Origin of the sequence: Streptomyces sp. SudanB5_2050 (assembly GCF_964272335.1) — a bacterium.
Classification (GTDB): Bacteria; Actinomycetota; Actinomycetes; order Streptomycetales; family Streptomycetaceae; genus Streptomyces; species Streptomyces rochei.
The window spans coordinates 6,843,407-6,867,373 of the sequence record NZ_OZ186760.1 but is presented as its reverse complement, the minus strand read 5'-3'; the positions used below and the strand labels follow the sequence as shown (position 1 = coordinate 6,867,373).

The window sequence follows — 23,967 nt, the reverse complement described above, 5'->3', positions numbered from 1 at the left end:
GCCTCGCCCGGGTTCTTGTGGCTCAGGCCAGGACTTCGGTGCAGTTCGTCATGCAGACGGACGGCTCACCTGCGATGCATGGGCGTGCCCCGGAAGGCGGACCACCAATTGACGGAAGCCGGTCTCGCAGCCGCCCTCTGCTCACGCCTCCGGCAGGGTCGGCTGCGACCACTGCACCGGTTGCACCGGGCCCCCACCCAGCAGGCTGCGCAGCACGTCCCCGTCCCCCTCGCCGAATGGTCGCAGGAGGCGGAGCGCCGTCCCCAAGAGATCGGCGTAGATGAGCAACGCCCGAGCGCCTGGTGGGCCGGCCGTCTGCGTGGAGAAGTTACACCTCAGGGCATACCCTCCGGGTGTCACGGCCAGGGCCTCCACGACTCCTTCCTCCTGCCCCAGTGCCGCGCTGATGCCGTCCAACTGCGGGTCGTTGGTGACATCTTCACCGGGCGAGTCATATCCGATACTCCGGTTCGGCGTCATCATGCGAATCGACGTGAGCGTGATGCCGTGCCTGTTCGCCCGCTCACGTACCTCCGCCAGTAACGGAACCTCACGCTCCTCAGGAAACTCCAGGTCCTTGCGGCTGCCGGCGATGTACGCGACGAAATCCGGACCTCGCAGGGCCAGTCGCCCTCGGTCCACCGTCCAGCGCCAACCGCCGCCCGCCCCACGCCCCTCGACGACCATGCAGACATGGGCCTTCCAGACACCGACAGCGCTACGCATGAGGTGTTGCAGGTTTTCGGTGTCCGTGATGCCGCTGTCGAGCAGCGGCTTGATGTCCACAAGCGGCTGGATACGCCGCCAGAAATCTTCGTCTTCGATCTCCTCCGAGGACAGCAGCAAATTCAATGACGTGGCATCAAGGGACGAGCGCAGCGGCACATCACCCGGGAAGTCCGTCATCGATCGGCCGCTGCCTTGCCACATCGCGGCCATGAAAGTGGCAAGCCGATGCGCCACGCCCGGGGTCGTGCGACGGCTGAGCGTGGTGAGGGCGGCACGCGTCGGGGCCTCCCGGCCCTCACGGGCCGCACCGACTCCCAGGTCCACCGAGGCGAGGAACTGTTCCACTTGTTCCTGTCTCATGATCCCGCGGCCGCCTTCGACGATCGCGTCGGAAGCCAGTGCAACCGGCGAGCGGGTCGTCGAGTGGGGAGGCAGGGAACCGAGTCCGAAGGGGTCCAGAACGAGCGTCTGTCGCTCCCCCGCGATGTCGTCCAGTCGGGTCCATGAAGGGCCCTGCCCGACCTGCCCCAGCGGCACGACGAGCGGTTGCTGCTCTCGTTCGAGCAGCAACACATCGTTGGCGAGGAGAATCGGATCGGATGAAGTCCGGAGATAGACGCGCCGTTCAGCCACACCGCGACCGTTCCTCCACCTCATCAACAGGTCCGGAACGTAAGTGTGGTTGAAGAAGGGGGTTCGGACGATCTTGGCGGAGGGATGCACTGCAAGCAGTCGGCGCTGCACCACGTCCTTGACCCGTTCAACGGCCTCGCGGGGGTCAGGGTGGTCAAGTGCGCGATCGATCTCGGGTGCGACTGGTGTCACCATGACGTCTTCCCCTGGCTGTTGTAGAAGCGGGCTACGACTCCACGCCAGTCGTCAAGCGGAACGAGCTTCTCCTGCTTCTCAGACATGACCACGATCCAGAGCCGCGCCGACAGCTCATCGACGATCTCGTCCTTGATCAGTTCCCGGGCTTCGTCTGGATCTTCCGTGCCCAAAGCACGAGCCGACTCGGCGAGAACGGCTTCCCGGACCGTGTCCGGAGCCGTGAGCACATCCCAATCGCGTGCGCGGAACGGCGCCCAGCTGATCCACATGTAGTGATCACCGAGCATATAGTCCTTGCTGAGCGCGACGTAGCACTTGGCCAGAAAGCTCTTGTACTCCGTACCTTGATCACTTGAGTTCCGTCGCCATTTGATCTCGGCACAGAACATCTGGCCATCCCAGTCTCCGCCACGCATGACCCCGCCGAGGTCGTAGGAGAACTGCTTCTCATTGCCGTGCGGCCAGTGGAGGGTGAGTTTTTTCGCCCAAGCGCCGTCCGTATTGGTGTACGACTGGGCCACGCGCATGGTGCCCTCAAGCCATCTTTTCGCCCGCTGGACAGCCTCTGCACCTACAAGGTGCGCTTCTTCACCTGGCACCGGAAAAGGGTGCCCCAGCAAAGTTTCCGCTTCAAGTGGTCGAAATCGGCCAGCCGCTCACCGGCTTGCGGCGTGCGCCCCGCCGCGTACTGCGCGCCACAGAGCGGTGCACTCGGACCATGCCCTACCCCCTGCGTCTGCACGCCACATGGCCCTCTGCCGGGGAGAATCAGCCTGCCCTGCGGAGTGTCTGGGAAAATCGACCGTGTAAACTGATCGTTTCAGAATGAGTTCAGCCGCGAGTCTTGTGCTCGACGATCTTGGTCGGCAAGGTGTCCCTGGTGCGCGCTGATCTCGTTCCTGACGACCTGTGGGAGCGGGTGGCCCCGCTGCCGCCGCCCGCTCCCGAACGGCGCCGTCGCCACCCCGGGCGGCTGCGCGTTCCCGACTGAGTGGCACTCGCCGACGTCATGTACGCACTGCGGACCGGTGTTGCATGGCGTGATGTCCCCGCGGAGACGGTGGGCTGCTCCGGGTGACGGCTTGGCGCCGGCTGCGCGAACGAACTGAGGCTGGCGTCTGGCCGCGCCTGCACGCTGCCCTGCTGACCGAACTGCGCCGCGCCGATCTGCTGGACCTGGACGACCGCTCCGTGGACGGCTCGCACGTCCGGGCCCTCAAAAGGGGAGGACCACGTTGGACCCTCGCCCGTCGACCGCGCCCGCCCCGACTCCAAGCACCATCTGATCGTCGACCGCCACGGCGCCCCGCTCGCCGTCACCCTAACCGGCTGCAACCGGCACGACGTCACCCAGCTTGTGCCACTGCTTGACGCCGTCCCGCCGATACGGGGTCTGCGGGGACGCCCCCGCCGCAAGGCCCGGCTCCTGTGTGCCGACCGGGGCTACGACTTCGACAAGTACCGCCGCCTGCTGTGTAAGCGCGGCATCAAACCCATGATCACCCGACGCGGCGTCGTCCACAGCTCCGGACTGAGCAAGGTGCGCTGGGTGGTCGAACGCGCCTTCGCCTGGCTGCACCAGTTGAAATGGCTCCGGACCCGCTACGAGCGACGTGCCGAACTCCATCAGGGCCTGCGCGAACTGGCCTGCAGCCTAATACGCCTCCGTCGCCTACGAACCTCATCCTGAAGCGATCAGTTGGCTACGCTGAACCACCCCGGCCGCACCTCGGTCAGAAGCGGTTGCAGCGACCGCACTGCGGTCCACAGGTCCTCGTCCGTGACGTCAACAGGCTCCGGCAGGCTCAGCCCATACAAGCGCAGCCGCCAGAGGTCGAAGACTTCGCTCCCGTCGGCTGCGAAGTCCACATCGACCTCGGTGCCGTCGTAGCTCACGAATCGACACCCTGCCCCATGAACCTTGTAGGAGTAGGTGCCGACATACCCATTCCGGCTGATGATCCGGCGCGAACGGACCAGGCCGAGGACATCTGCGAGTCGCTCAAGCGAGGGGATCGCCGCCCTCATGGCCTCGTCAATTGCGTTCAGAGCGTGGACGTAACCAAGCACGAGCTCCCGTGCAGCCCCAACCTGTTCCATACGGCGTCATCCCCCCTGAGCCCGTGGCTGAAAGGATTGTTCCATGGGACCGCCAGCGTCTCCGCAGGACGGCATTCTAAAACGATCAGTAAGACAGCGACATCGTGAAATCCCCGGCAATCCGAAAAGCCGCAATTCAGCCCAGCTCGTGCAAACCTTTGCACAGGTCAGCGGGGTGAAGGCGACGACTTCAAGAAGTTCTCCTTGCCCACCTCAAGAGCCAGACGTCACCGTTTCTTCCATCAGGCGGCTGCCCAGAGGCCGGCGCCCAGGGTCCGGCGCGCCTTGGTGATCATGCCCGGCATCACGTGCCGGTAGGTGCGGTACGTCTCCTCGGAGCAGATGGACGCGATGACCGCCTCTCAGGCGTTCTCGTCATGGATCCGTGCGCCCAGGCCCTCCGCCCATTCCAGCGCCCACGCCTTGAGTTCTTCGATCTGCCGGGGGGTGAGCCCGTACGCGGTGTAGTCCTCATCCTCGTACCAGTCCGCGCCGATCAGCCGGTCCCGGAGGTCTTCAAGGCTGAACTCGTCGTGAGCGCGACGGCGGCCCAGGGATTCGAGGTCGGCGGTGGAGCGGTGGCGGGAGGCAGCCTGGACGTCGATGAGGTCGCGGACGGTGCCGCGGTCGGCGAGAGCACGGACCTTGGTGCCGATCACGTCGTCGAGGGAAAGAACGGGGCCGTAGGGGGTCTGGGCAGGCGGAGCCCAGAACGCCTCCTTGAGGACGTCGACCTCACACTCCTCGCCGGTGCCCGGATCGGTGACGAGAAACCGGCCGCTGAGCGGATCTGTCTGGACGTGCGTGGTCCGCCATCCGCGCGCGCTGAGGCCGGCTGTGAGTGAGGCGACGATCTCCTGCATCGGAGCGGGGTTCTCGGTGGCGACGTCGAGGTCACGGCTGAAGCGTTCGACCAGACCGTGGGCCTGCACGGCGTATCCGCCGGTGAGGACCAGGGGGTAGGGGGAGCCGAGGTCGAGGATGTCGGCGAGGAGACGCTCGTGGAGCGGAGTGAGCTTCACGCGGCGCTGGTGTCGGCCGGAGCAGTGCGGAGCAGCTCGGGGAAGGCATCCTCCCAGACCTCGCGGATGTAGGGACTGATCAAGCGCCGCAGCACGGGCCACTGCTCGGTGAGCAGCCGGTGGTGCAGGAGGGCCATCAGGTCCTCGCGCAGTCCTTCGGCGAGGACGGTCCGGTAGAGCGTCATGCGAGACTTTGGACGGTCCAGGCTGTAGCTCGTCCGCCCGGACCAGACGATGTGGAGCGGCAGATCCACGTCGCCCTCGACGGGGCCGGTCAGCTCCTGCAAGCGCTCGGGCAGCCGGCTGCGGTAGCGGTCCCGCAGCACCTCGGCGCGGGGGGCGGTGAGCGTCGTGTCCATGCATCCAGTATTGCTGCTGGGAGGCGGCGGCATGGCGGATACGGGGGTGCCTGTCGTACGTACGGGTCGGGCGCCCGCCCTCCCCTCGACCATCTCAGCGAGGGCGCGCTAGCGCATCATCGCCTACCCGTGCAGGCCCGGGCAGCCCGCCCACAGGCGCGGGTGATCATGACACAGCAGGTCATGCGGAGGGTCGCCGCGGTGGAGTCGGCTGCGGCTTCGGTCTCGGTATCGGAAATGACGACGGTGCCGAAGCCGAGGCCCATGGCGCCAGCGCATGCCGCGGACGAGCTGTCGAGTAACGCAGCGAACGTCCCAAGCGGGAGCCAGGCACCTGTGTCCAGGTCCCCCGTCATGGCGGCCACCTGGTCAGCAAGCTGGGATGCTCCCGCGCCCGATGCTGACCGTTTGCTGACCTGAGTGGGGTCATCAAGCCTCTGACCTGCAGAACGCCCAAATGCTAGATCTTGGACTTGAACATGGTACGAAGCACGGAGAAACTCCCGATGTGTCTGCTCCCTGCCTGCTTCTGCCGGTCAAGGGCGGTGTTCGAAACGGTTCAGGGCGGGTCACCGGGCCGCTCGGGAGCGTCGCCGCGGGGGCGTAGGGGGCCTTAGGGGTTGGCCGGGGGTGCCTCGTGTCCGCAGCATGGCCGGTGATCGTGCGGCCAGAGAGGAATCAGCCATGGCGGGAGCCACCACCGACGGCGCGAGCTGGGTCCGGCTCTATCACCCTTCGCCGGCGCCCAAGGCGCGGGTCGTGTGCTTTCCGCACGCCGGCGGGTCGGCGTCCTTCTTCCACCCGGTGTCCAGTGCCCTGCGGCCCGACATCGAGGTCCTGGCGATCCAGTACCCCGGGCGCCAGGACCGGCGCGGGGAGGCCCCGATGACCGACATCGGCGAGCTGGCCGACCGGGTCTTCGAGGCGCTGCGCCCCCAGCTCGTCCGTGAACCGCGGCCTGCGTTCTTCGGCCACAGCATGGGCGCCACGGTGGCCTTCGAGGTGGCGGTGCGCATGCGGCGGGAAGGGCTGGCGCCCACCGTGCTGATCCCGTCCGGGCGCCGTGCTCCCTCCGAGCGGCGTTCCGAAGACGTCCACCTGCGGGACGACGCCGGTCTGGTGGCCGAGATCCGCAAGCTGAGCGGCACCGACACCCGGCTGTTGGACGACGAGGAGATGCTGAGCGCGATTCTCCCCGCCGTGCGGGCCGACTACCGGGCCATCGAGCGGTACGTCGGTGCGGCCGACGCCGTCGTCGACTGCCCGGTCGAGGTGTTCGTCGGCGACACCGACGAGCAGGTCACGCTCCAGGAAGCGGACGCCTGGCGCCGGCACACCATCGGCGACTTCGCCGTCCATGTCTTCCAGGGCGGCCACTTCTACCTCACCGCTCGCGCCGCCGAGACGATCGAGCGGCTCGCCGCCACGGTACGGGCGTACGCCTGACGGGTGCGGCGGGGCTGAGGTACTGGCTGCGGCGGGTCGGCGCTGTTTCTCGATCACCCGTCTGACCAGCCATGTCGTCGTTTCCGTGGGCTGTTCCGGGCGGCCGGCCCTAGGGGTGGTTAGGGGTGTTTGGCCGCCTTAGCCGAATCTAGCCTGACGCCGAGGTGGCGCGTCTTGACGACCCCTTCCTCAGAAGTGTGCACCGCGGTGCTGCGCGATGAGTGCTGTGCGGTGCTGTGCGGCAATTCCTCACGTACCGGAACAGTGGAGTGCGCGGATGAGCGAGTCCAGGGATCTCATTCCTGACGAGGTGGCGGGCGGCGAGGGGCCGGGCGACGGGGAGGCGCTGGTCCGGCGGTTGCGGAGTCTGCCGGCCTCGGCCCGTGAGGCCCTGGTGCTGGACCTCGTACGCACCCGTGCGACTGCCGTCGTGGCCGCGCTGGCCCCCGGTGACGTGGACACGGTGGAGGCCGAACTACCGTTCCAGGAGCTGGGGTTCGACTCGCTGGCCGCCGTCGAACTGCACGCGCAGCTGGTGTCCGCCACCGGGGTGGACCTCCCGGTCACCATGGTCTTCGACCATCCGACGCCGCTCGCGCTGGCCCGCTTCCTGTCCGGTCGGCTGCTGGGCGACGACCCTGCCGCGAGGACGGCGGGGTCGGGTTCTCTCGCCCCGGTGGACGTCGATCCGCACGAACCGATCGCCATCGTCGGCATCGGCTGCCGCTTCCCCGGCGGCGCGACCTCGCCCGACGCCCTGTGGCGCCTGGTGGCCGAGGAGCGTCACGCCCTGTCGCCGCTGCCCACAGACCGCGGCTGGGACGTGGACGACCTCTACGACCCCGACCCCGCCACGCCCGGCAAGAGTTACGTACGCGACGCCGCCTTCCTGGAGGGCGCGGGCGGCTTCGACGCCGAGTTCTTCGGCATCGGCCCGCGCGAGGCCTCCGCCATGGACCCGCAGCAGCGGGTGGTGCTGGAGCTGTGCTGGGAGGCCCTGGAGCACGCGGGCGTCGATCCGCACTCCCTGCGCGGCAGCCGCTCGGGTGTCTTCATCGGCGCGGAGCCCCAGGAGTACGGCTTCCGCCTGCACGAGGCCCCCAACGGCCTGGACGGTTACCTACTCACCGGCATCGCGCCCAGCGTGGTCTCCGGCCGCGCCGCCTACACGCTGGGCCTGGAGGGACCGACCCTCACCGTGGACACGGCCTGTTCGGGCTCCCTGGTGGCACTGCACCTCGCCTGCCAGTCCCTGCGCCAGCGTGAGTGCGGCCTCGCCCTGGCCGGCGGTGTCGCCGTCATCGGCAGCCCCGGCGTCTTCACCTCCTTCAGTCGGCAGCGCGGGCTCGCCCCGGACGGCATCTGCAAGCCGTTCGCGGCGGCGGCCGACGGCACCGGCTGGGGCGAGGGCGCCGGTGTGCTGGTCCTCATGCGGCTGTCCGACGCCCGCCGTGCCGGCCGTCGCGTCCTCGCGGTGATCCGCGGCTCGGCCGTGAACCAGGACGGTGCGTCCAACGGCCTGACCGCGCCCAACGGCCCCTCCCAGCAGCGGGTCATCGAGCAGGCCCTGGCGGCGGCGGGCCTGGACCCGGCCGACGTGGACGCGGTGGAGGCGCACGGGACGGGCACGACGCTCGGTGACCCGATCGAGGCCCAGGCACTGCTGGCGACGTACGGGCAGGGGCGGCCCGGGGAACGTCCGCTCCGGCTCGGCTCGCTCAAGTCGAACATCGGGCACACGCAGGCGGCGGCCGGCGTCGCGGGCGTGATCAAGATGGTCATGGCCATGCGGCACGGCCTCCTGCCGAGGACGCTCCACGTGGACCGGCCCACCCCGCACGTGGACTGGTCGGCGGGTGCGGTGGAACTGCTGACCGAGTCCCTGCCGTGGACGGCGGAGGGACGCCCGCGGCGCGCCGGTGTGTCGTCGTTCGGGATCAGCGGTACCAACGCCCATCTTCTGGTGGAGGAGGCGCCGCGGGAGCAGGACGAGGCGCCGCGGGAGGAACAGGTCGAGGCACCGCGCGCGGAGAAGGCTGGGGAGTCTGGCGAGGAGTGGGGCGACGCGTCGCGCGAGGAGTGGGGTGACGCGTCGCGCGAGGAGTGGGGTGACGCGTCGCGCGAGGAGTGGGGCGAGGCGTCGGGCGAGGAGTGGGGTGAGGATTCCGCCGCCGATGGCGAACTCCTGCCGGTACCGGTGCCCTTGGTGGTGTCGGCCCGGAGCCGGGCGGCGCTGCGGTCCCAGGCCGAGCGGCTGCGCGCCACGCTCGCCGCGAGTGAGGGTGACCGGGGGGAGCCCGGCGACGAGGAAGTCGCTCTGGGCGACGTCGGCTACACCCTGGCCGTCGGCCGGGCCGCGTTGGAGCACCGGGCCGTGCTCCTGCCGTACGGCAGGGAGGAGGCGCTGCGCGGCCTCGCCGCGCTGTCGGCCGGGGCGGAGGACTCCGTCCTGGTCACCGGGGCGCCCGTCGAGGGACGTACCGCCTTCCTGTTCTCCGGCCAGGGCAGCCAGTGGGCCGGCATGGGGCGGGAGCTGTACGCGCGCCACCCGGTCTTCGCCTCCGCCCTGGACGAGGTCGTGGGGCACCTGGACGTGCAGCTGGACCGCCCCCTGCGGGAGGTGATGTGGGAGACCACCCCGTCGGAGGACGGTGGGCGGCTGCTGGACCGGACGGAGTACACGCAGCCCGCGCTGTTCGCCTTCGAGGTGGCGCTGTACCGGCTGCTGGAGCACTGGGGCGTGGTACCCGACCTGGTGGCGGGCCACTCGGTCGGCGAGTTGGCAGCCGCCCATGTGGCGGGCGTGCTCTCCCTGGAGGACGCGGCCATGCTGGTGGCCGCCCGGGGCAGGCTGATGCAGGCGCTGCCGGAGGGTGGGGCCATGGTGGCCGTGCGGGCCTCCGAGGCGGAGGTGCGCGCGGCCCTCGGTGACCGCACGGACGCCGGTGTCGCCGCCGTCAACGGTCCGGCCTCGGTGGTGCTGTCCGGCGCGGCCGACTCCGTGGCCGAGGTCGCCGGGCAGTTCGACCGGACCGTCGCGCTACGGGTGTCGCACGCCTTCCACTCCCCTCTCATGGAGCCGATGCTGGACGAGTTCCGGCGAGTGGCCCAGGTCCTGGACTACCGTCCGCCCACGATCCCGCTGGTCTCCACGGTGCTCGGCGCCGAGGCGGAGGCCGGTGACCTGTGCGACCCCGAGTACTGGGTACGCCACGCCCGTGAGGCGGTGCGCTTCCACGACGGTACGACCGCCCTGGCGAACGCCGGTGCCACCGTCTTCGTGGAGGTCGGTCCCGACCGGACCCTGACCGGCCTGGTCCAGGAGTCGGTGACCGGCGAGGACGTGCTGGCGGTCGCCCCGCTGTGTCGCGAACGGCCGCAGGAGCCCGAACTGCTGTCCTGCCTCGCCCAGCTCCACGTGAGCGGCCGGACCGTCCGGTGGGGCGCGGTCCTCGAACGGAACTCGGCCGGCCGGCCGCTCCGGCAGGTGGATCTGCCGACGTATCCCTTCCAGCACCGGCACTACTGGCTGCACGCCCCCGCCGCCACCGGCGACGCCACCGGCTTCGGCCAGGCCGTCGACGAGCATCCCCTGCTGGGTGCCATGGTCGCGCTGCCCGGCTCGGACGGCCTGGTGCTCACCGGGCGGCTGTCCAGCCGAACGCATCCGTGGCTGGCCGACCACGTCATTCTGGACACCGTCGTGCTTCCTGGTACCGCCTTCGTGGAACTGGCCGCGCACGCGGGCGAGCTGACCGGTTGCCCGACGATCGACGAACTGACCATCGAGGCGCCGCTCGTGGTCCCCGAGCGCGGTGGCGTGGCGCTCCAGGTGACCGTGGGCGGTCCCGACGGGACCGGGCGCCGCTCGCTCGCCGTCCACTCCCGTCCCGAGGACGCCGGGGACGCCGGGGACGACGCGGAGGACGTGGCGTGGACCCGGCACGTGTCCGGCGTGCTCTCCCCCGCCGAAGCGGCCACGGAAGCCACGGATCGCGCGGTGGTCGTGGGGACCCCGGACGCCGACGTGTGGCCACCGCACGGCGCCGTCCCCGTCGACGTCTCCACCCTTTATCGCGACCTCGCCGCCCTGGGGTACGGCTACGGAACGCCGTTCCAGGGCGTGCGGGCCGTCTGGAGGCACGCGGACGCGGTGTACGCCGAGGTCGCGCTGGACGACGCGACGGCCGTCCACGCGTCCGCCTACGGTCTGCACCCGGCCCTGCTGGACGCCGCCCTGCACAGCGCCGACTTCCTCACCTCCGACACGCTTCCGCAGGACGCGCAGACCGGCATCCCGTTCGCCTGGTCCGGTGTGCGGCTCCACGCGAGGGGTGCGGCGCACGTGCGGGTACGCATCACCGCTGCGGACGGTGGCGCTTCCGGCGACGGCGAGTCTGCCGGTGGCGGGTCCATCGGTGAGGGGTCCGGTGGTGGGTCCACCGACGGTGGGTCGATCGGTGGCGGGTCCATCGGTGGTGGGTCCGGGAGCCTCGCGCTGGAGATCACCGACCCGTCCGGTGCCCCGGTGGCGTCGGTCGCCTCGCTGGTGTCCCGCCCGGTCCCCGCCGGACGGCTGGCCGCCTCCGGAACGGACCGGCGCCCCGTGTACGGCCTGACGTGGCAGCGCGGCCCGGCCGTTCCCGTGTCGTCGGCACCGGGCACGTGGGCCGAGGTCTCCGGCGCGGCCGAACTGGCCGCTCTGCTCGACACACCCGCTCGCCTGCCGGGCGTGGTCCTCGCCGAACTCCCGGTCGCGGAGCCCGGAGCGGGCGGTACCGTCCCGGACCGGGTGCGGTCCGCCACCGGATGGGCGCTCGGGCTCCTGCGGGCCTGGCTGGTCGAGAAGGACGAGGACCGCGCCGGGAGCCGTCCCCCCGGGACACGACTGGTGTTCGTCACCCGGGGCGCCGCGGCGGTGGGCTCCGACGAGGAACTCACCGACCTGGCGGGAGCCGCCGTGCGCGGTCTCGTGCGTTCCGCCCAGGCCGAGTACCCGGACCGGGTGGTGCTCGTGGACGACGACGCGGCGCGGCACTCGTCGGCGAGGGTCCTCGCGGCGGCCGCCTCCACGGCGCCGGAGGCGGAGATCGCGTTGCGGCAGGACGCGATCTGGGTTCCGCGCGCGATGCGCGTGCCCGGCGGGCCGGACGGTGACCCCGAAGCCCCGACGACCGCCTGGGACTCGACGGGCACCGTACTGATCACCGGCGGAACGGGCGGCGTCGGCCGGGAGATCGCCCGCCACCTGGTGACCCGTCACGGGGTACGCCATCTGCTGCTCGCCGGACGCCGCGGCGGGGCCGCCCCCGGAGCCGCCGAGCTGGTGGCCGAACTGGAGACCCTGGGCGCCCACGTCCGCGTGGCCGCCTGCGACGTGGCGGACCGGGCCTCCCTGGCCGGCCTCCTGACCGGCATCGACCCCGCACACCCGCTCACCGGGCTGGTGCACGCGGCCGGGGTCCTGGACGACGCCCTGCTGGCCGGCCTGACCACCGACCGCGTCGACGGCGTGCTGGGCCCGAAGGCCGACGCGGCCTGGCATCTGCACGAACTGACCCGCGATGTGCCGCTGACCGCGTTCGTCCTCGTCTCCTCGACCTCCGGCCTGCTCGACGCTCCCGGGCAGGGGAACTACGCGGCCGCCAACGCCTTCCTGGACGCCCTCGCCCATCACCGCCGGGCGCTGGGCCTGCCCGCACAGTCCCACGTGTGGAGCCTGTGGGCGGGCGGTGAGGGCATGGGCACCACCCTCGGTTCCACCGCTCTGCGGCGCATCGAACGCCAAGGACTGGCGCCGCTCACCCCGGCGGAGAGCCTGGCCCTGTTCGACCGTGCCTGCGCCGCGTCCGGCACTCCGGTCGCCCTGACGGTGCGCGTCGACGCGGCCGCCGTACGGGCACGTCCGGACGGCATTCCGCCCCTGCTCCGGTCCGTCGTGCGGCCCGCACGGCCGACGCGGTCGGCAGCGTCGGCCCGGTCAGCCGGATCAGCCGAGCCGGCGGGACACGCGGTGGGCTCCGGGCCCGCCGCCGGAGCGCGGCCCGGCGGCCCGGGGGAGGAACTGCCGTATGCGCACGCCCTGGTGGCCCTCCCCGAGCCCGAGCGGGAGGGACACGTACTGGAACTGGTACGGGACCGGGTGGCCGCCGTCCTCGGTCACGAGGAAGCGACCGCCGTCGAGCCCGCCCGCGCCTTCAACGAGATCGGCTTCGACTCCCTGGCCGCGGTCGAACTGCGCAATCTGCTCAACGCCGCGACCGGTCTGCGCCTGCCCTCCACCTTGGTCTTCGACCACCCCACTCCCCGCGCCCTCGCCGCGCACATACTCCGCGCTTCGCTGGACACGCTGCCCGGGACAGCCGCGGCGATGACCGCGTCCGAGGCGGGCGCCACGGCGACGACCGCCGCAGCGCGTGCCGACGACGAGCCGATCGTCATCGTCGGGATGAGCTGCCGGTACCCGGGGGGCGCGGCCTCCCCGGAAGGGCTGTGGGACCTCGTCGCCGGGGGCGGGGACGGGGTGTCCGCGTTCCCCGGGGACCGCGGCTGGGACGTGGCGAACCTCTACGACCCCGAGCCCGGCACTCCCGGCCGGACCTACACCCGTGAGGGCGGATTCCTCGAGGACGCCGCCGGCTTCGACCCCGCCTTCTTCGGTATCAGCCCGCGCGAGGCCCAGGCCATGGACCCGCAGCAGCGGCTGCTGCTGGAGACCTCCTGGGAGGCGCTGGAACGCGCCGGCATCGACCCGGTGTCCCTGCACGGCAGCGCGACCGGTGTCTTCGCCGGCGTCATGTACCACGACTGGGGCACCCGGCTGCGGCACGTGCCGGAGGACGTCGCCGGCTACCTGGGCAACGGCAGCCTGGCCAGCGTCGTGTCCGGGCGGGTCGCCTACGCACTGGGTCTGGAAGGCCCCGCGGTGACCGTGGACACCGCCTGCTCGTCCTCGCTCGTGGCACTGCACTGGGCGATCCAGGCGCTGCGACGCGGAGAGTGCACGCTCGCGCTCGCGGGCGGGGTGACGGTGATGTCCACCCCGGACACCTTCGTGGACTTCAGCCGTCAGCGTGGCCTGTCGGCGGACGGCCGCTGCAAGTCGTTCTCGGCCACCGCCGACGGCGTCGGCTGGTCCGAGGGTGTGGGTGTGCTGGTGGTCGAGCGTCTGTCGGACGCGCGGCGCAACGGGCACCGGGTGCTGGCGGTGGTGCGGGGCTCGGCGGTCAATCAGGACGGTGCGTCGAACGGGTTGACGGCGCCGAACGGTCCGTCACAGCAGCGGGTGATCCGGCAGGCGTTGACGGCTGCGGGGCTCAGCGCTGCGGATGTGGACGCGGTGGAGGCGCACGGTACGGGGACGACGCTGGGTGATCCGATCGAGGCGCAGGCGCTGCTGGCCACGTACGGGCAGGAGCGGCCGGAGGACGGTGCGCCGTTGTGGCTGGGGTCGCTGAAGTCGAACATCGGGCACGCGCAGGCGGCTGCGGGCGTGGGCGGTGTCATCAAGATGGTGATGGCGATGCGGCACGGGGTGCTGCCGCGCACCCTGCACGTGGAAGAGCCGTCGCCGCACGTCGACTGGTCGGAAGGGGCGGTAGAACTTCTCACCGAGGCCCGGCCCTGGGAGAGCGACGGGCGGCCCCGCCGGGCGGGTGTCTCGTCCTTCGGTATCAGCGGGACGAACGCGCACGTCATCCTGGAAGAAGCACCGGTTCGGGAAGAGGCAGAAGAGGAAGCTGCGACGCCGCTGCCGGTGATTCCGTGGGTCTTGTCGGGACGTAACGAGGCGGCCCTGCGGGCCCAGGCCGACCGCCTGGCCGAGCACGTGGCAGCGGGGGAAGAACTGTCCCCGCTGGACGTGGCGTTCTCGCTGGCCACGACCCGGAGCACGTTCGATCACCGGGCTGTCGTAGTAGGCCGGGACCTCGAGGAACTGCTGAGCGGGCTTGCCACGGTCGTCTCCCGTGGGACGCCGGTGCAGGGCAAGACGGCGTTCGTGTTCTCGGGGCAGGGCAGCCAACGTGTCGGAATGGGGCGTGAGTTGTACGACGCCTTCCCGGTCTTTGCGCAGGCGCTGGACGAGGTGATCGAAGCTCTTGGGCTTCCCCTTCGTGAGGTGATGTGGGACGGCGAGGGCCTGGACCGGACAGGGTTCACGCAGCCGGCCCTCTTCGCCCATGAGGTGGCTCTGTACAGGTTGTTGGAGTCGTGGGGTGTCCGACCGGACATGGTGGCCGGGCATTCCGTCGGCGAACTGAGCGCTGCCCATGTGGCCGGGGTGCTGTCCCTGGCCGACGCGGCAACCCTGGTGGCGGCTCGGGCGCGGTTGATGGACGCCCTGCCGGACGGCGGGGCGATGATCGCCGTACAGGCCACGGAAGAGGACGTCCGGGCGCGTCTGGTCGACGGTGTGGACATCGCCGCTGTCAACGGGCCACGGTCCGTGGTCATCTCCGGTGCTCTGGAGGCGGTCACGGAGGTGGCCGGTCACTTCGAGCGCACCACCCGGCTCAAGGTCTCCCACGCCTTCCACTCGCCGCTCATGGAGCCGATGCTCGATGAGTTCCGTCGGGTGGCTTCCGGGCTGACCTACCACGCGCCGGCTGTCCCGGTGGTGTCGAACGTGACCGGCCGACTCGCCGAGCCGGGCGACCTCCAGGACCCGGAGTACTGGGTCCGCCATGTCCGTGGCACCGTCCGCTACCACGACGGCATCCGCGCCCTGGAGGGTGAAGGCGTACGCACCTTCGTCGAGGTCGGCCCCCAAGCCGTCCTCGCCGGACTCGGCTGCGGCGACGACGCCGTCTTCCTCGCGTCCCAGCGCCGCGACCGCCCCGAAACCGGCCAACTCGTCACCACCCTCGGCGAACTCCACACCCGAGGCGTCACCGTCGACTGGCAGGCGTTCTTCGCCGGTCGCGGTGCCCGCACCGTCGACCTCCCCACCTACGCCTTCCAGCACAAGCGCTACTGGATCGACGCCACCGCATCCGGCCACGACGACCCCGTCGGGCTCGGTCAACTGCTGGTCGAGCACCCTCTGCTGAGTGCCGCCGTGCCTCTTCCCGGTACCGGAGGGCTCGTCCTCACCGGGCGCCTCGCGGGGGACGCCCAGCCCTGGCTCAACGATCACGTGGTGAGGGGCACCGTGCTCTTCCCCGGCACCGGATTCGCCGAACTGGCGCTCCAGGCCGGTCAGCACACCGATTGCCCCGTGGTCGAGGAACTGACCCTCCACGCGCCCCTCGTGCTGCCGGAGGGCACCGCGGCCGCCCTCCAGGTTGTGGTGGGGGCACCGGACGCGGCGGGCCGTAGGTCCGTGGAGATCCACTCCCGTCCGGAGGACCGAGCCGCCGGCGCCGATTACAGCGACTCGTGGATCACTCACGCCGTCGGTTTCCTCAGCCCCCTCCGGCCGGCCCCCGAGTTCGACCTCACCCAGTGGCCGCCGCCCGGTGCGGCTCCCCTGGACGTCACCGACGCCTACGCGCTGTTGGCCGACCGGGGTTACGCCTACGGTCCGGCGTTTCAGGGGCTGCGGGCCGCTTGGCGGGACGGCGAGGAGATCTACGCCGAGGTGGCCCTGCAACCCGGTGACGTCGCCGAGGCGGCCGACTACATCGTGCACCCCGCCCTGCTCGACGCCGCCATGCACGTCGACCTGCTGGACGGGATCGACGGCCCGGTGCTGCTGCCGTTCGCCTGGACCGGGGTGGCCCCGCACGCGGCCGGAGCAGCCGGCCTGCGGATGTGGATCACTCGTCTGGACGGAGCCGAGGCGTCCGTGATGCGGATGGCCGACGCCGAGGGACGGCCGGTGGCCACCGTGTCGAAGCTGGTGTCACGGCCGGTCGACCAGGAACGGCTCTCTGAGGCCGCCGGACAGGCTGCCGAGATCCCGCTGCACCGGGTGGAGTGGCAGGCCGTGACGGCTCCGCCGCCCGCCGACGACGATCTGCGATGGGCCGTACTGCGCTCCGGCGCCCCGGCGGCGGCCGGTCCGATGCCCGCCGCTTCCGGCTCGGGCGAGGCACCCGGCCTCGGCCAGGTGCCCCAGTACGCCGACGTGTCGGCCCTGGCCGCCGCCGTCGCCGACCCCACCGCCGGCCCGGCTCCGCGGACCGTGGTGTTCCCGGTGCCGGAAACCGAGGGGGACGGCACGGAGGTGCCGGGCCGTGCCCGGGCGCTCACCCACCAGTTGCTGGCCCTGCTCCAGGCGTGGCTGGCCGAGGACCGTCTCGGCGCCGTCCGCTTGGTCGTGCTCACACGCGGCGCGGTCACCGGCGGCGTCGAGGGGGACGCAATCGATCTGGCGCAGGCCCCGCTGTGGGGTCTCGTACGTGCTGCCGCCGAGGAGAATCCCGGCCGGTTCGCCGTCCTGGACATCGACGGCACCGACGCCTCGACGCATGCGCTGCCCGCCGCCCTCACCCTGGGCGAGCCCGAGTCCGCGCTGCGTCTGGGGCAGGTCCGCGTACCCCGCCTGGCCCGGGTCACCGGCACGCTGCCCGCCGGGACCGCCCCGGCCGCGCCCGTGTGGCGGACGGACGGCACGGTCCTGATCACGGGCGGCACCGGTGGCCTGGGGGCCGTCCTGGCCCGGCATCTGGTGACCGAGCACGGTGTACGGCACCTGCTCCTCACCAGCCGCCGCGGCCCCGACTCCCCCGGCGCCGACGCCCTGCGCACCGAACTGACCGACCTCGGCGCCCACACCGTCACCCTCACCGCCTGCGACACCGGCGACCGAGCAGCACTCGCCGAACTCCTCGACCGCATCCCCGCACAACACCCCCTCACCGCGATCGTCCACGCCGCCGGAGTGGCGGACGGGGGCCTGATCACCTCCTTGTCCGAGGAGCAGACCGAACGGGTGCTGCGGCCGAAGGTCGACGGGGCATGGCATCTGCACGAACTCACCCGCCACCTCCCCCTGACCGCCTTCGTCCTCTACTCCTCCGCCGGCGGACTCATCCTCGCCGCCGGACAGGCCAACTACGCCGCCGCCAACGTCTTCCTCGACGCCCTCGCCCACCACCGCCACCACCTCGGCCTCCCCGCCCACTCCCTCGCCTGGGGACTGTGGAAGGAGAGCAGCGGGATGGGCGACCCCGACAAGGCCGACCTGCGCCGCATGGACCGGCTGGGACTGCCCGCGCTGGATCGGGAGCAGGGCCTGGCCCTGTTCGACCGCGCGCTCGCTCTGTCCCCCGCCGAGGCCGTGGTCGTTCCGGTGCGAGTCGACGCTGCGGCGCTCCGGGGCCGTGGAGACGACCTGCCACCGCTGCTGCGTGGTCTGTCACGGACGCCCGTCCCTCGGGCCTCGAACGCCGCCCCCGGACACTCGACGGGTTCCGTCACCGGCGGCAACTCCCTCGTCGAGCGGCTGACCGGCCTGTCCGACGCAGAGCGCGCGCGGGAGCTGCTGGAACTGGTGCGCGGTCAGGTGGCCGGCGTACTCGGGCACGACGGCGTGGACGCGGTCGAGCCGGAACGCGCCTTCCGCGAGCTGGGCTTCGACTCGCTGGCAGCGGTCGAGCTGCGCAACGCCCTGCGCGGCACCACCGGCCTGGCGCTTCCCGCCACCCTCGTCTTCGACCACCCGACGTCGCAGGCCGTGGCCGAGTTGCTGAGGCGGGAGCTTTTCGGCGCACCGGACGCCTCGGCCGCGGACTCGGCCTCGGGCATCGAGGCGGGGACGGCCGCCCGGCCCGGCCGGTCGCGGTCGGACCAGGCGGACGATCCCATCGCCATCGTCGGGATGAGCTGCCGGTATCCGGGCGATGTCAGCAGCCCCGAGGACCTGTGGCGTCTCGTCGCCGACGGCATCGACGCCGTGTCCGGATTCCCCACCGACCGAGGCTGGGACACCGACCGGCTGTACGCGTCCGAACCCGAGGACGGCAAGAGTTACGTACGGGATGGCGGCTTCCTGCGCGACGGCGCCGAGTTCGACCCGGACTTCTTCGGTATCAGCCCCCGCGAGGCCCTGGCGATGGACCCGCAGCAGCGACTGCTGCTCGAGGCCGCCTGGGAGGCGTGCGAGCGTGCCGGCATCGACCCGGTGTCGCTCCGCGGCAGTCAGACCGGCGTCTTCGCGGGTGTCATGTACGACGACTACGCCACCCGCCTGGGCAACGACGTCCCTGCGGACGTGGCCGGCTACCTCGCCAACGGCAGCGCCGCCAGCGTGCTGTCCGGACGCCTCGCCTACCTCTTCGGCCTGGAAGGGCCCACCGTGTCGGTCGACACGGCGTGCTCGTCGTCGCTGGTCAGTCTGCACCTGGCGGCCCAGGCGCTGCGCAACGGCGAGTGCACCATGGCTTTGGCTGGTGGCGTCACCTTCCTCTCCACGCCCGACGCCTTCGTGGACTTCAGCAGGCAACGGGCACTGTCCCCGGACGGCCGCTGCAAGGCATTCTCGGCCACCGCCGACGGTGTCGGCTGGTCCGAGGGTGTGGGTGTGCTGGTGGTCGAGCGTCTGTCGGACGCGCGGCGCAACGGTCACCGGGTGCTCGCGGTGGTGCGGGGCTCGGCGGTCAATCAGGACGGTGCGTCGAACGGGCTGACGGCGCCGAACGGTCCGTCGCAGCAGCGGGTGATCCGGCAGGCGTTGACGGCTGCCGGGCTCAGCGCCGCGGACGTGGACGCGGTGGAGGCACACGGTACGGGGACGACGCTGGGTGACCCGATCGAGGCGCAGGCGCTGCTGGCCACGTACGGGCAGGAACGGCCGGAGGACGGTGCGCCGTTGTGGCTGGGGTCGCTGAAGTCGAACATCGGGCACGCACAGGCCGCTGCGGGTGTGGGCGGTGTCATCAAGATGGTGATGGCGATGCGGCACGGTGTGCTGCCGCGCACCCTGCACGTGGACGAGCCCTCACCGCACGTCGACTGGTCGGAAGGGGCGGTGGAACTACTCACCGAGGCCCGGGAATGGGAGACCGACGGACGGCCCCGCCGGGCGGCTGTCTCCTCCTTCGGCATCAGCGGGACCAACGCCCACGTCATCCTGGAAGAAGCACCGATTCAGGACGAGACAGAAGAGGAAGCTGCGACGCCGCTGCCGGTCGTTCCCTGGGTGTTGTCGGCGCGTGGTGAGGGTGCGTTGCGGGCGCAGGCGGAGCGGCTGGCCGAGTACGTGGCCGAGCGGGATGACCTGTCCCCGCTGGACGTGGCGTTCTCGCTGGCCACGGCCCGGAGCGTGTTTGAGCACCGGGCTGTCGTCGTGGGCCGGGACCGCGAGGAACTGCTGAGCGGGCTTGCCACGGTCGTCTCCGGTGGGACGCCGGTGGCGGGCAGGACGGCGTTCGTGTTCTCCGGGCAGGGCAGCCAGCGGGCCGGGATGGGGCGTGAGCTGTATGACGCGTTCCCGGTCTTCGCGCGGGCGCTGGACGAGGTGGTCGAGGCGCTGGGGCTGCCGTTGCGTGAGGTGATGTGGGACGGCGAGGGCCTGGACCGGACAGGGTTCACGCAGCCGGCCCTCTTCGCCCACGAGGTGGCTCTGTACCGGCTGTTGGAGTCGTGGGGTGTGCGCCCCGACATGGTGGCCGGACACTCCGTCGGCGAACTGAGCGCTGCCCACGTAGCGGGTGTGCTGTCGCTGGAAGACGCGGCGACGCTGGTGGCGGCTCGGGCGCGGTTGATGGAGGCGCTGCCGGACGGCGGGGCGATGATCGCCGTACAGGCCACGGAAGAGGACGTCCGCAAGCACCTGAGCGAGGGTGTGGACATCGCCGCCGTCAACGGTCCCGCGTCCGTGGTCGTCTCCGGTGCCGTGGAGGCCGTCACGGAGGTGGCGGCGCACTTCGAGCGCACCACCCGGCTCAAGGTCTCCCACGCCTTCCACTCGCCCCTGATGGAGCCGATGCTGGCGGAGTTCGGGAAGATCGCCGCCGAGCTGACCTACCACGCGCCGGCTGTCCCAGTGGTGTCGAACGTGACCGGCCGCCTCGCCGAGCCGGGCGACCTCCAGGACCCGGAGTACTGGGTCCGCCACGTCCGAGGAACCGTCCGCTACCACGACGGCATCCGCACCCTGGAAGACGAAGGCGTCCGGACCTTCGTCGAGGTCGGCCCCCAGGCCGTCCTCGCCGGACTCGGCTGCGGCGACGACGCCGTGTTCCTCGCGGCCCAGCGCCGCGACCGTGCCGAGGCGATCCAGCTCGTGACCACCCTCGGCGAACTCCACACCCGAGGCGTCACCGTCGACTGGCAGGCGTTCTTCGCCGGTCGCGGTGCCCGCACCGTCGACCTCCCCACCTACGCCTTCCAGCACAAGCGCTACTGGCTCGACGCCACCGCGTCCGCCCCCAGTGACCCGACGGCTCTGGGGCAGGCACCCGCCGCCCACCCGCTCCTCGGCGCTGCCATCACGCTGCCCGGGACCGGTGCGCTCGCCTTCACCGGGCGGCTCGGCGTCGACAGCCACCCGTGGCTGGGTCACCACGCCGTCCACGGGACCACCCTCCTGCCCGGCACCGCGCTGGTCGAGCTGGCCCTCCACGCCGGCCATCACGCCGGCACCCCCGTCCTCGACGAACTCACCCTCCAAGCCCCCCTCACCCTCCCCGACCGCACGGCCCTCGCCCTCCAGGTCACCGTTGGCGCTGCCGACGACTCCGACCATCGCGGCGTGGAGATCCATTCACGGGACGCGGACGACCCGACTGCCCCGTGGACCCGGAACGCGGTGGGCGTCCTGGCCCCCGCGCGCCCTCACGAGGCAGTGGCGCTCGCGGAGGACGCCACCGCCTGGCCGCCGGCGGATGCCACCCCCATTCCGGTGGAGACCCTGTACGAGGAGCTGGCCGGCCAGGGGTACGACTACGGACCGATGTTCCGGTGCGTACGGCGGGCTTGGAGGCACGACGGGGCTGTCCTGGGAGAGATCGCACTGCCCGAGGAAGCACTCGACGCGGGCGAGTACGGAATCCATCCGGCGCTGCTGGATTCGGCGCTCCACCTGACGGACTTCCTGAACGGCGACGGTCCGGCCGACGGTGATCAGGAGACACGGATCCCCTTCGCCTGGACCGGCACTTCCCTGCGCACGACAGGCGCCGCCGCTCTCCGGGTCCGCGTGCGGAGCACGGGCAACGGCGGAGTCTCCCTGGAGATCGCCGACCGGAACGGCGAGCCCGTGGCGACCGTGGGCTCCTTGGCCCTGCGTCCCGTGACGGCTCAGCAGTTGGGCGGCTCGGCGCTGCCGCTGTACCGCGTCGAGTGGCGGCCTCTGCCCGGCTCGGACGGGACGGGTCCCGCCGCGGGCCCGGCGGTTCCGGTGACGGTGACGTTGGCCGAGTGGGAGAAGACGCGCGACGGTGGGACGGTGCCGGAGGTGGTCACCCTCTCCGTGGCGTCCACGGGCGAGGATGCGACCGTGCCGGCCCTGGTGCGGGGGTCGGTCCATGAAGTACTGGCCGCGATGCGTGCCTGGCTGGACGACGACCGGTGCGCGTCGTCCCGGCTGGTGGTCGTGACGCGCGGCGCCGTGTCCGTGGACGCCTCGGACCGGTCGATCGACCTGGGCGCGGCGCCGGTCTGGGGTGCGGTCCGGGCGGCGCAGGAGGAGAATCCCGGCAGGTTCTCGATCATCGACACCGACGGCTCCCCCGCGTCCCTGCGTGCGCTGCCTGCGGCGGCGGCCCTGGACGAGCCCGAGATCGCGCTGCGCGACGGCGTGGTCCGGGTGCCTCGACTGGTACGGACGACGACGCCGACGGCAACCGGGGAACCGGCCGTGGAATGGCCGACGACCGGTACGGTGCTGGTCACCGGTGGGACCGGCCTGTTGGGCTCGCAACTGGCCCGGCATCTGGTGACCGAACACGGTGTACGGCACCTGCTCCTCACCAGCCGCCGCGGCCCCGACTCCCCCGGCGCCGACGCCCTGCGCACCGAACTCACCGACCTCGGCGCCCACACCGTCACCCTCACCGCCTGCGACACCGGCGACCGAGCAGCACTCGCCGAACTCCTCGACCGCATCCCCGCACAACACCCCCTCACCGCGGTCGTCCACGCCGCCGGAGTGATGGACAACGGTGTGGTGGACGCCATGACACCGGAGCGGGTGGAGGGGGTGCTGCGGCCGAAGGTCGACGGGGCCTGGCACCTGCACGAACTCACCCGTCACCTCCCCCTCACCGCCTTCGTCCTCTACTCCTCCGCCGGCGGACTCATCCTCGCCGCCGGACAGGCCAACTACGCCGCCGCCAACGTCTTCCTCGACGCCCTCGCCCACCACCGCCACCACCTCGGCCTCCCCGCCCACTCCCTCGCCTGGGGACTGTGGGAGGGGACGGCGGGTGACGGTGACGCCCAGGCCGTGGACGCGGGTCGCATCCGCCACCTCGGCGTACGCGAACTGTCGGCTTCGGAAGGGCTGTCGCTGTTCGACGCGGCGATCGCTTCGGACGAGGCGGTGCCGGTCCCGGTGCGGTTCGACATGGAGGCGTTGCGGGCGAGGCCGGACGACCTGCCGGCGCTGCTGCGCGGTCTGCTCCCGGAAGGGGCGCGGGTCGGTACGCGGCCGGGGGCGGACCCGGAACGGGGCCTGACGGCGGAGGACGGACGATCCGACGCGGCCGGGGCCTCCACCGCGCCCCTCCCCGAGCGTTCGCTCGCCGAGCAGCTCGCGGACCTTTCCTGGGAGGACGCGGGACGCCTGCTGCAGGACATCGTCGCGACGCATGTGGCGGCCGTGCTCGGGCACGACGGTCCCGGAGCCGTGACGGCTGAGCGCGGTTTCCTGGACATGGGGCTGGACTCGCTGGCCGCTCTGGAACTGCGCAACCGGCTCTCCGGTGCCACCGGGGAGCGGCTTCCCGCCACGCTGATCTACGACTGCCCGACCGTGGTGGCCGTGGCGGAGTTCCTGCGTACCGAGATGGTGGGCGAACGGCCGGAAACGGCGGCCCACGCCGCCGGGACGACCGGGGCAGCCGCAGCCGGCGGAGTGGCCGTCGGCGTCGATCTGACGTCGTTGGACGCGGACTTGTCGCGGATCGAGCAGGCGCTGTCCGGGGTGGCGGCGAATGCGGACGAGGCGGCCCGCATCGAGCAGCGGCTGCGGTCACTGGCCGCCAAGTGGGCGGATACCCACCGCGTCACCACGGTTCCGCCCGTCGACGACGAGGGGCTGGCAGCGGCCACCGCGGACGAGTTGTTCGAGATGCTCGACGGTGAGCTGGAGGCCTGAGTCACCCCTCGCACCGTTCGGCCCGTCACCGCTCCCACGGAGGGTGACGGGCCGAACGGTTTCCGGGTGCCGGGGCTCGGTTCCGCTCGCGGTGGGGAGGGCCGCCACTGACTCTGCCTCTGTGTCCGTCCCCGCGCCCGTCTCGGCGTCCGTCTCGGCCTCCGTCTCCGCCGGCCGGTCGTACTCCACCGGTGCTCCGACGCTGCTGCGCTGCCGCGCTGCCGCGCTCCGGACGAGAAGAAGGGCCGGGCTCCATGAGCCCGGCCCTTCTTCT

Annotated in this window: 8 protein-coding genes; 3 read left to right on the top strand and 5 right to left on the bottom strand. The window is 71.6% G+C overall.

What is annotated here, in order from left to right; translation table 11 throughout:
• Nucleotides 1-141 precede the first annotated feature (141 nt).
• Nucleotides 142-1,557, bottom strand: coding sequence for a hypothetical protein (locus ACFZP7_RS30055; RefSeq protein WP_385637027.1), 1,416 nt, complete (start codon nucleotides 1,555-1,557; stop codon nucleotides 142-144).
• Nucleotides 1,551-2,159, bottom strand: coding sequence for a hypothetical protein (locus ACFZP7_RS30050; protein ID WP_385637025.1), 609 nt, complete (start codon nucleotides 2,157-2,159; stop codon nucleotides 1,551-1,553). Before ACFZP7_RS30050 ends, ACFZP7_RS30055 begins: the two co-directional genes overlap by 7 nt.
• Nucleotides 2,160-2,725: 566 nt before the next feature.
• On the opposite strand from ACFZP7_RS30050, the gene ACFZP7_RS30045 reads away from it, so the two are divergent.
• Nucleotides 2,726-3,250: an IS5 family transposase gene (locus tag ACFZP7_RS30045; protein WP_385638546.1), complete on the top strand. Its 525-nt coding sequence runs from the start codon at nucleotides 2,726-2,728 to the stop codon at nucleotides 3,248-3,250.
• Nucleotides 3,251-3,255: 5 nt separating this feature from the next.
• Here the strand turns inward: ACFZP7_RS30045 and ACFZP7_RS30040 are convergent, their stop codons facing one another.
• The 3 genes from ACFZP7_RS30040 to ACFZP7_RS30030 all read right to left on the bottom strand — a co-directional run bounded on the left by ACFZP7_RS30040 (nucleotide 3,256) and on the right by ACFZP7_RS30030 (nucleotide 5,041).
• Complete coding sequence (locus ACFZP7_RS30040; protein WP_031022379.1) at nucleotides 3,256-3,660, bottom strand: DUF6896 domain-containing protein; 405 nt, start codon at nucleotides 3,658-3,660, stop codon at nucleotides 3,256-3,258.
• Between the two features lie 362 nt (nucleotides 3,661-4,022).
• Nucleotides 4,023-4,682: a nucleotidyl transferase AbiEii/AbiGii toxin family protein gene (locus ACFZP7_RS30035; RefSeq protein WP_385637022.1), complete on the bottom strand. Its 660-nt coding sequence runs from the start codon at nucleotides 4,680-4,682 to the stop codon at nucleotides 4,023-4,025.
• Nucleotides 4,679-5,041: a hypothetical protein gene (locus tag ACFZP7_RS30030; protein ID WP_127440587.1), complete on the bottom strand. Its 363-nt coding sequence runs from the start codon at nucleotides 5,039-5,041 to the stop codon at nucleotides 4,679-4,681. The genes ACFZP7_RS30035 and ACFZP7_RS30030 overlap by 4 nt, the downstream gene beginning before the upstream one ends.
• Nucleotides 5,042-5,725: 684 nt before the next feature.
• Between ACFZP7_RS30030 and ACFZP7_RS30025 the strand changes: the two genes are divergently transcribed.
• Nucleotides 5,726-6,487 (top strand): thioesterase II family protein, encoded by a 762-nt coding sequence (locus tag ACFZP7_RS30025; protein WP_385637019.1) that lies wholly within the window; start codon nucleotides 5,726-5,728, stop codon nucleotides 6,485-6,487.
• A gap of 310 nt (nucleotides 6,488-6,797) precedes the next feature.
• Nucleotides 6,798-23,693, top strand: a complete 16,896-nt coding sequence (locus ACFZP7_RS30020; RefSeq protein WP_385638544.1) for an SDR family NAD(P)-dependent oxidoreductase — start codon at nucleotides 6,798-6,800, stop codon at nucleotides 23,691-23,693.
• Nucleotides 23,694-23,967: the final 274 nt, after the last annotated feature.

Bases quoted from the DNA above. Each gene is read 5' to 3' on its own strand.
- ACFZP7_RS30055 (WP_385637027.1), bottom strand. From the start codon at position 1,557: ATGGTGACACCAGTCGCACCCGAGATCGATCGCGCACTTGACCACCCT.
- ACFZP7_RS30040 (WP_031022379.1), bottom strand. From the start codon at position 3,660: ATGGAACAGGTTGGGGCTGCACGGGAGCTCGTGCTTGGTTACGTCCAC.
- ACFZP7_RS30030 (WP_127440587.1), bottom strand. From the start codon at position 5,041: ATGGACACGACGCTCACCGCCCCCCGCGCCGAGGTGCTGCGGGACCGC.
- ACFZP7_RS30025 (WP_385637019.1), top strand. From the start codon at position 5,726: ATGGCGGGAGCCACCACCGACGGCGCGAGCTGGGTCCGGCTCTATCAC.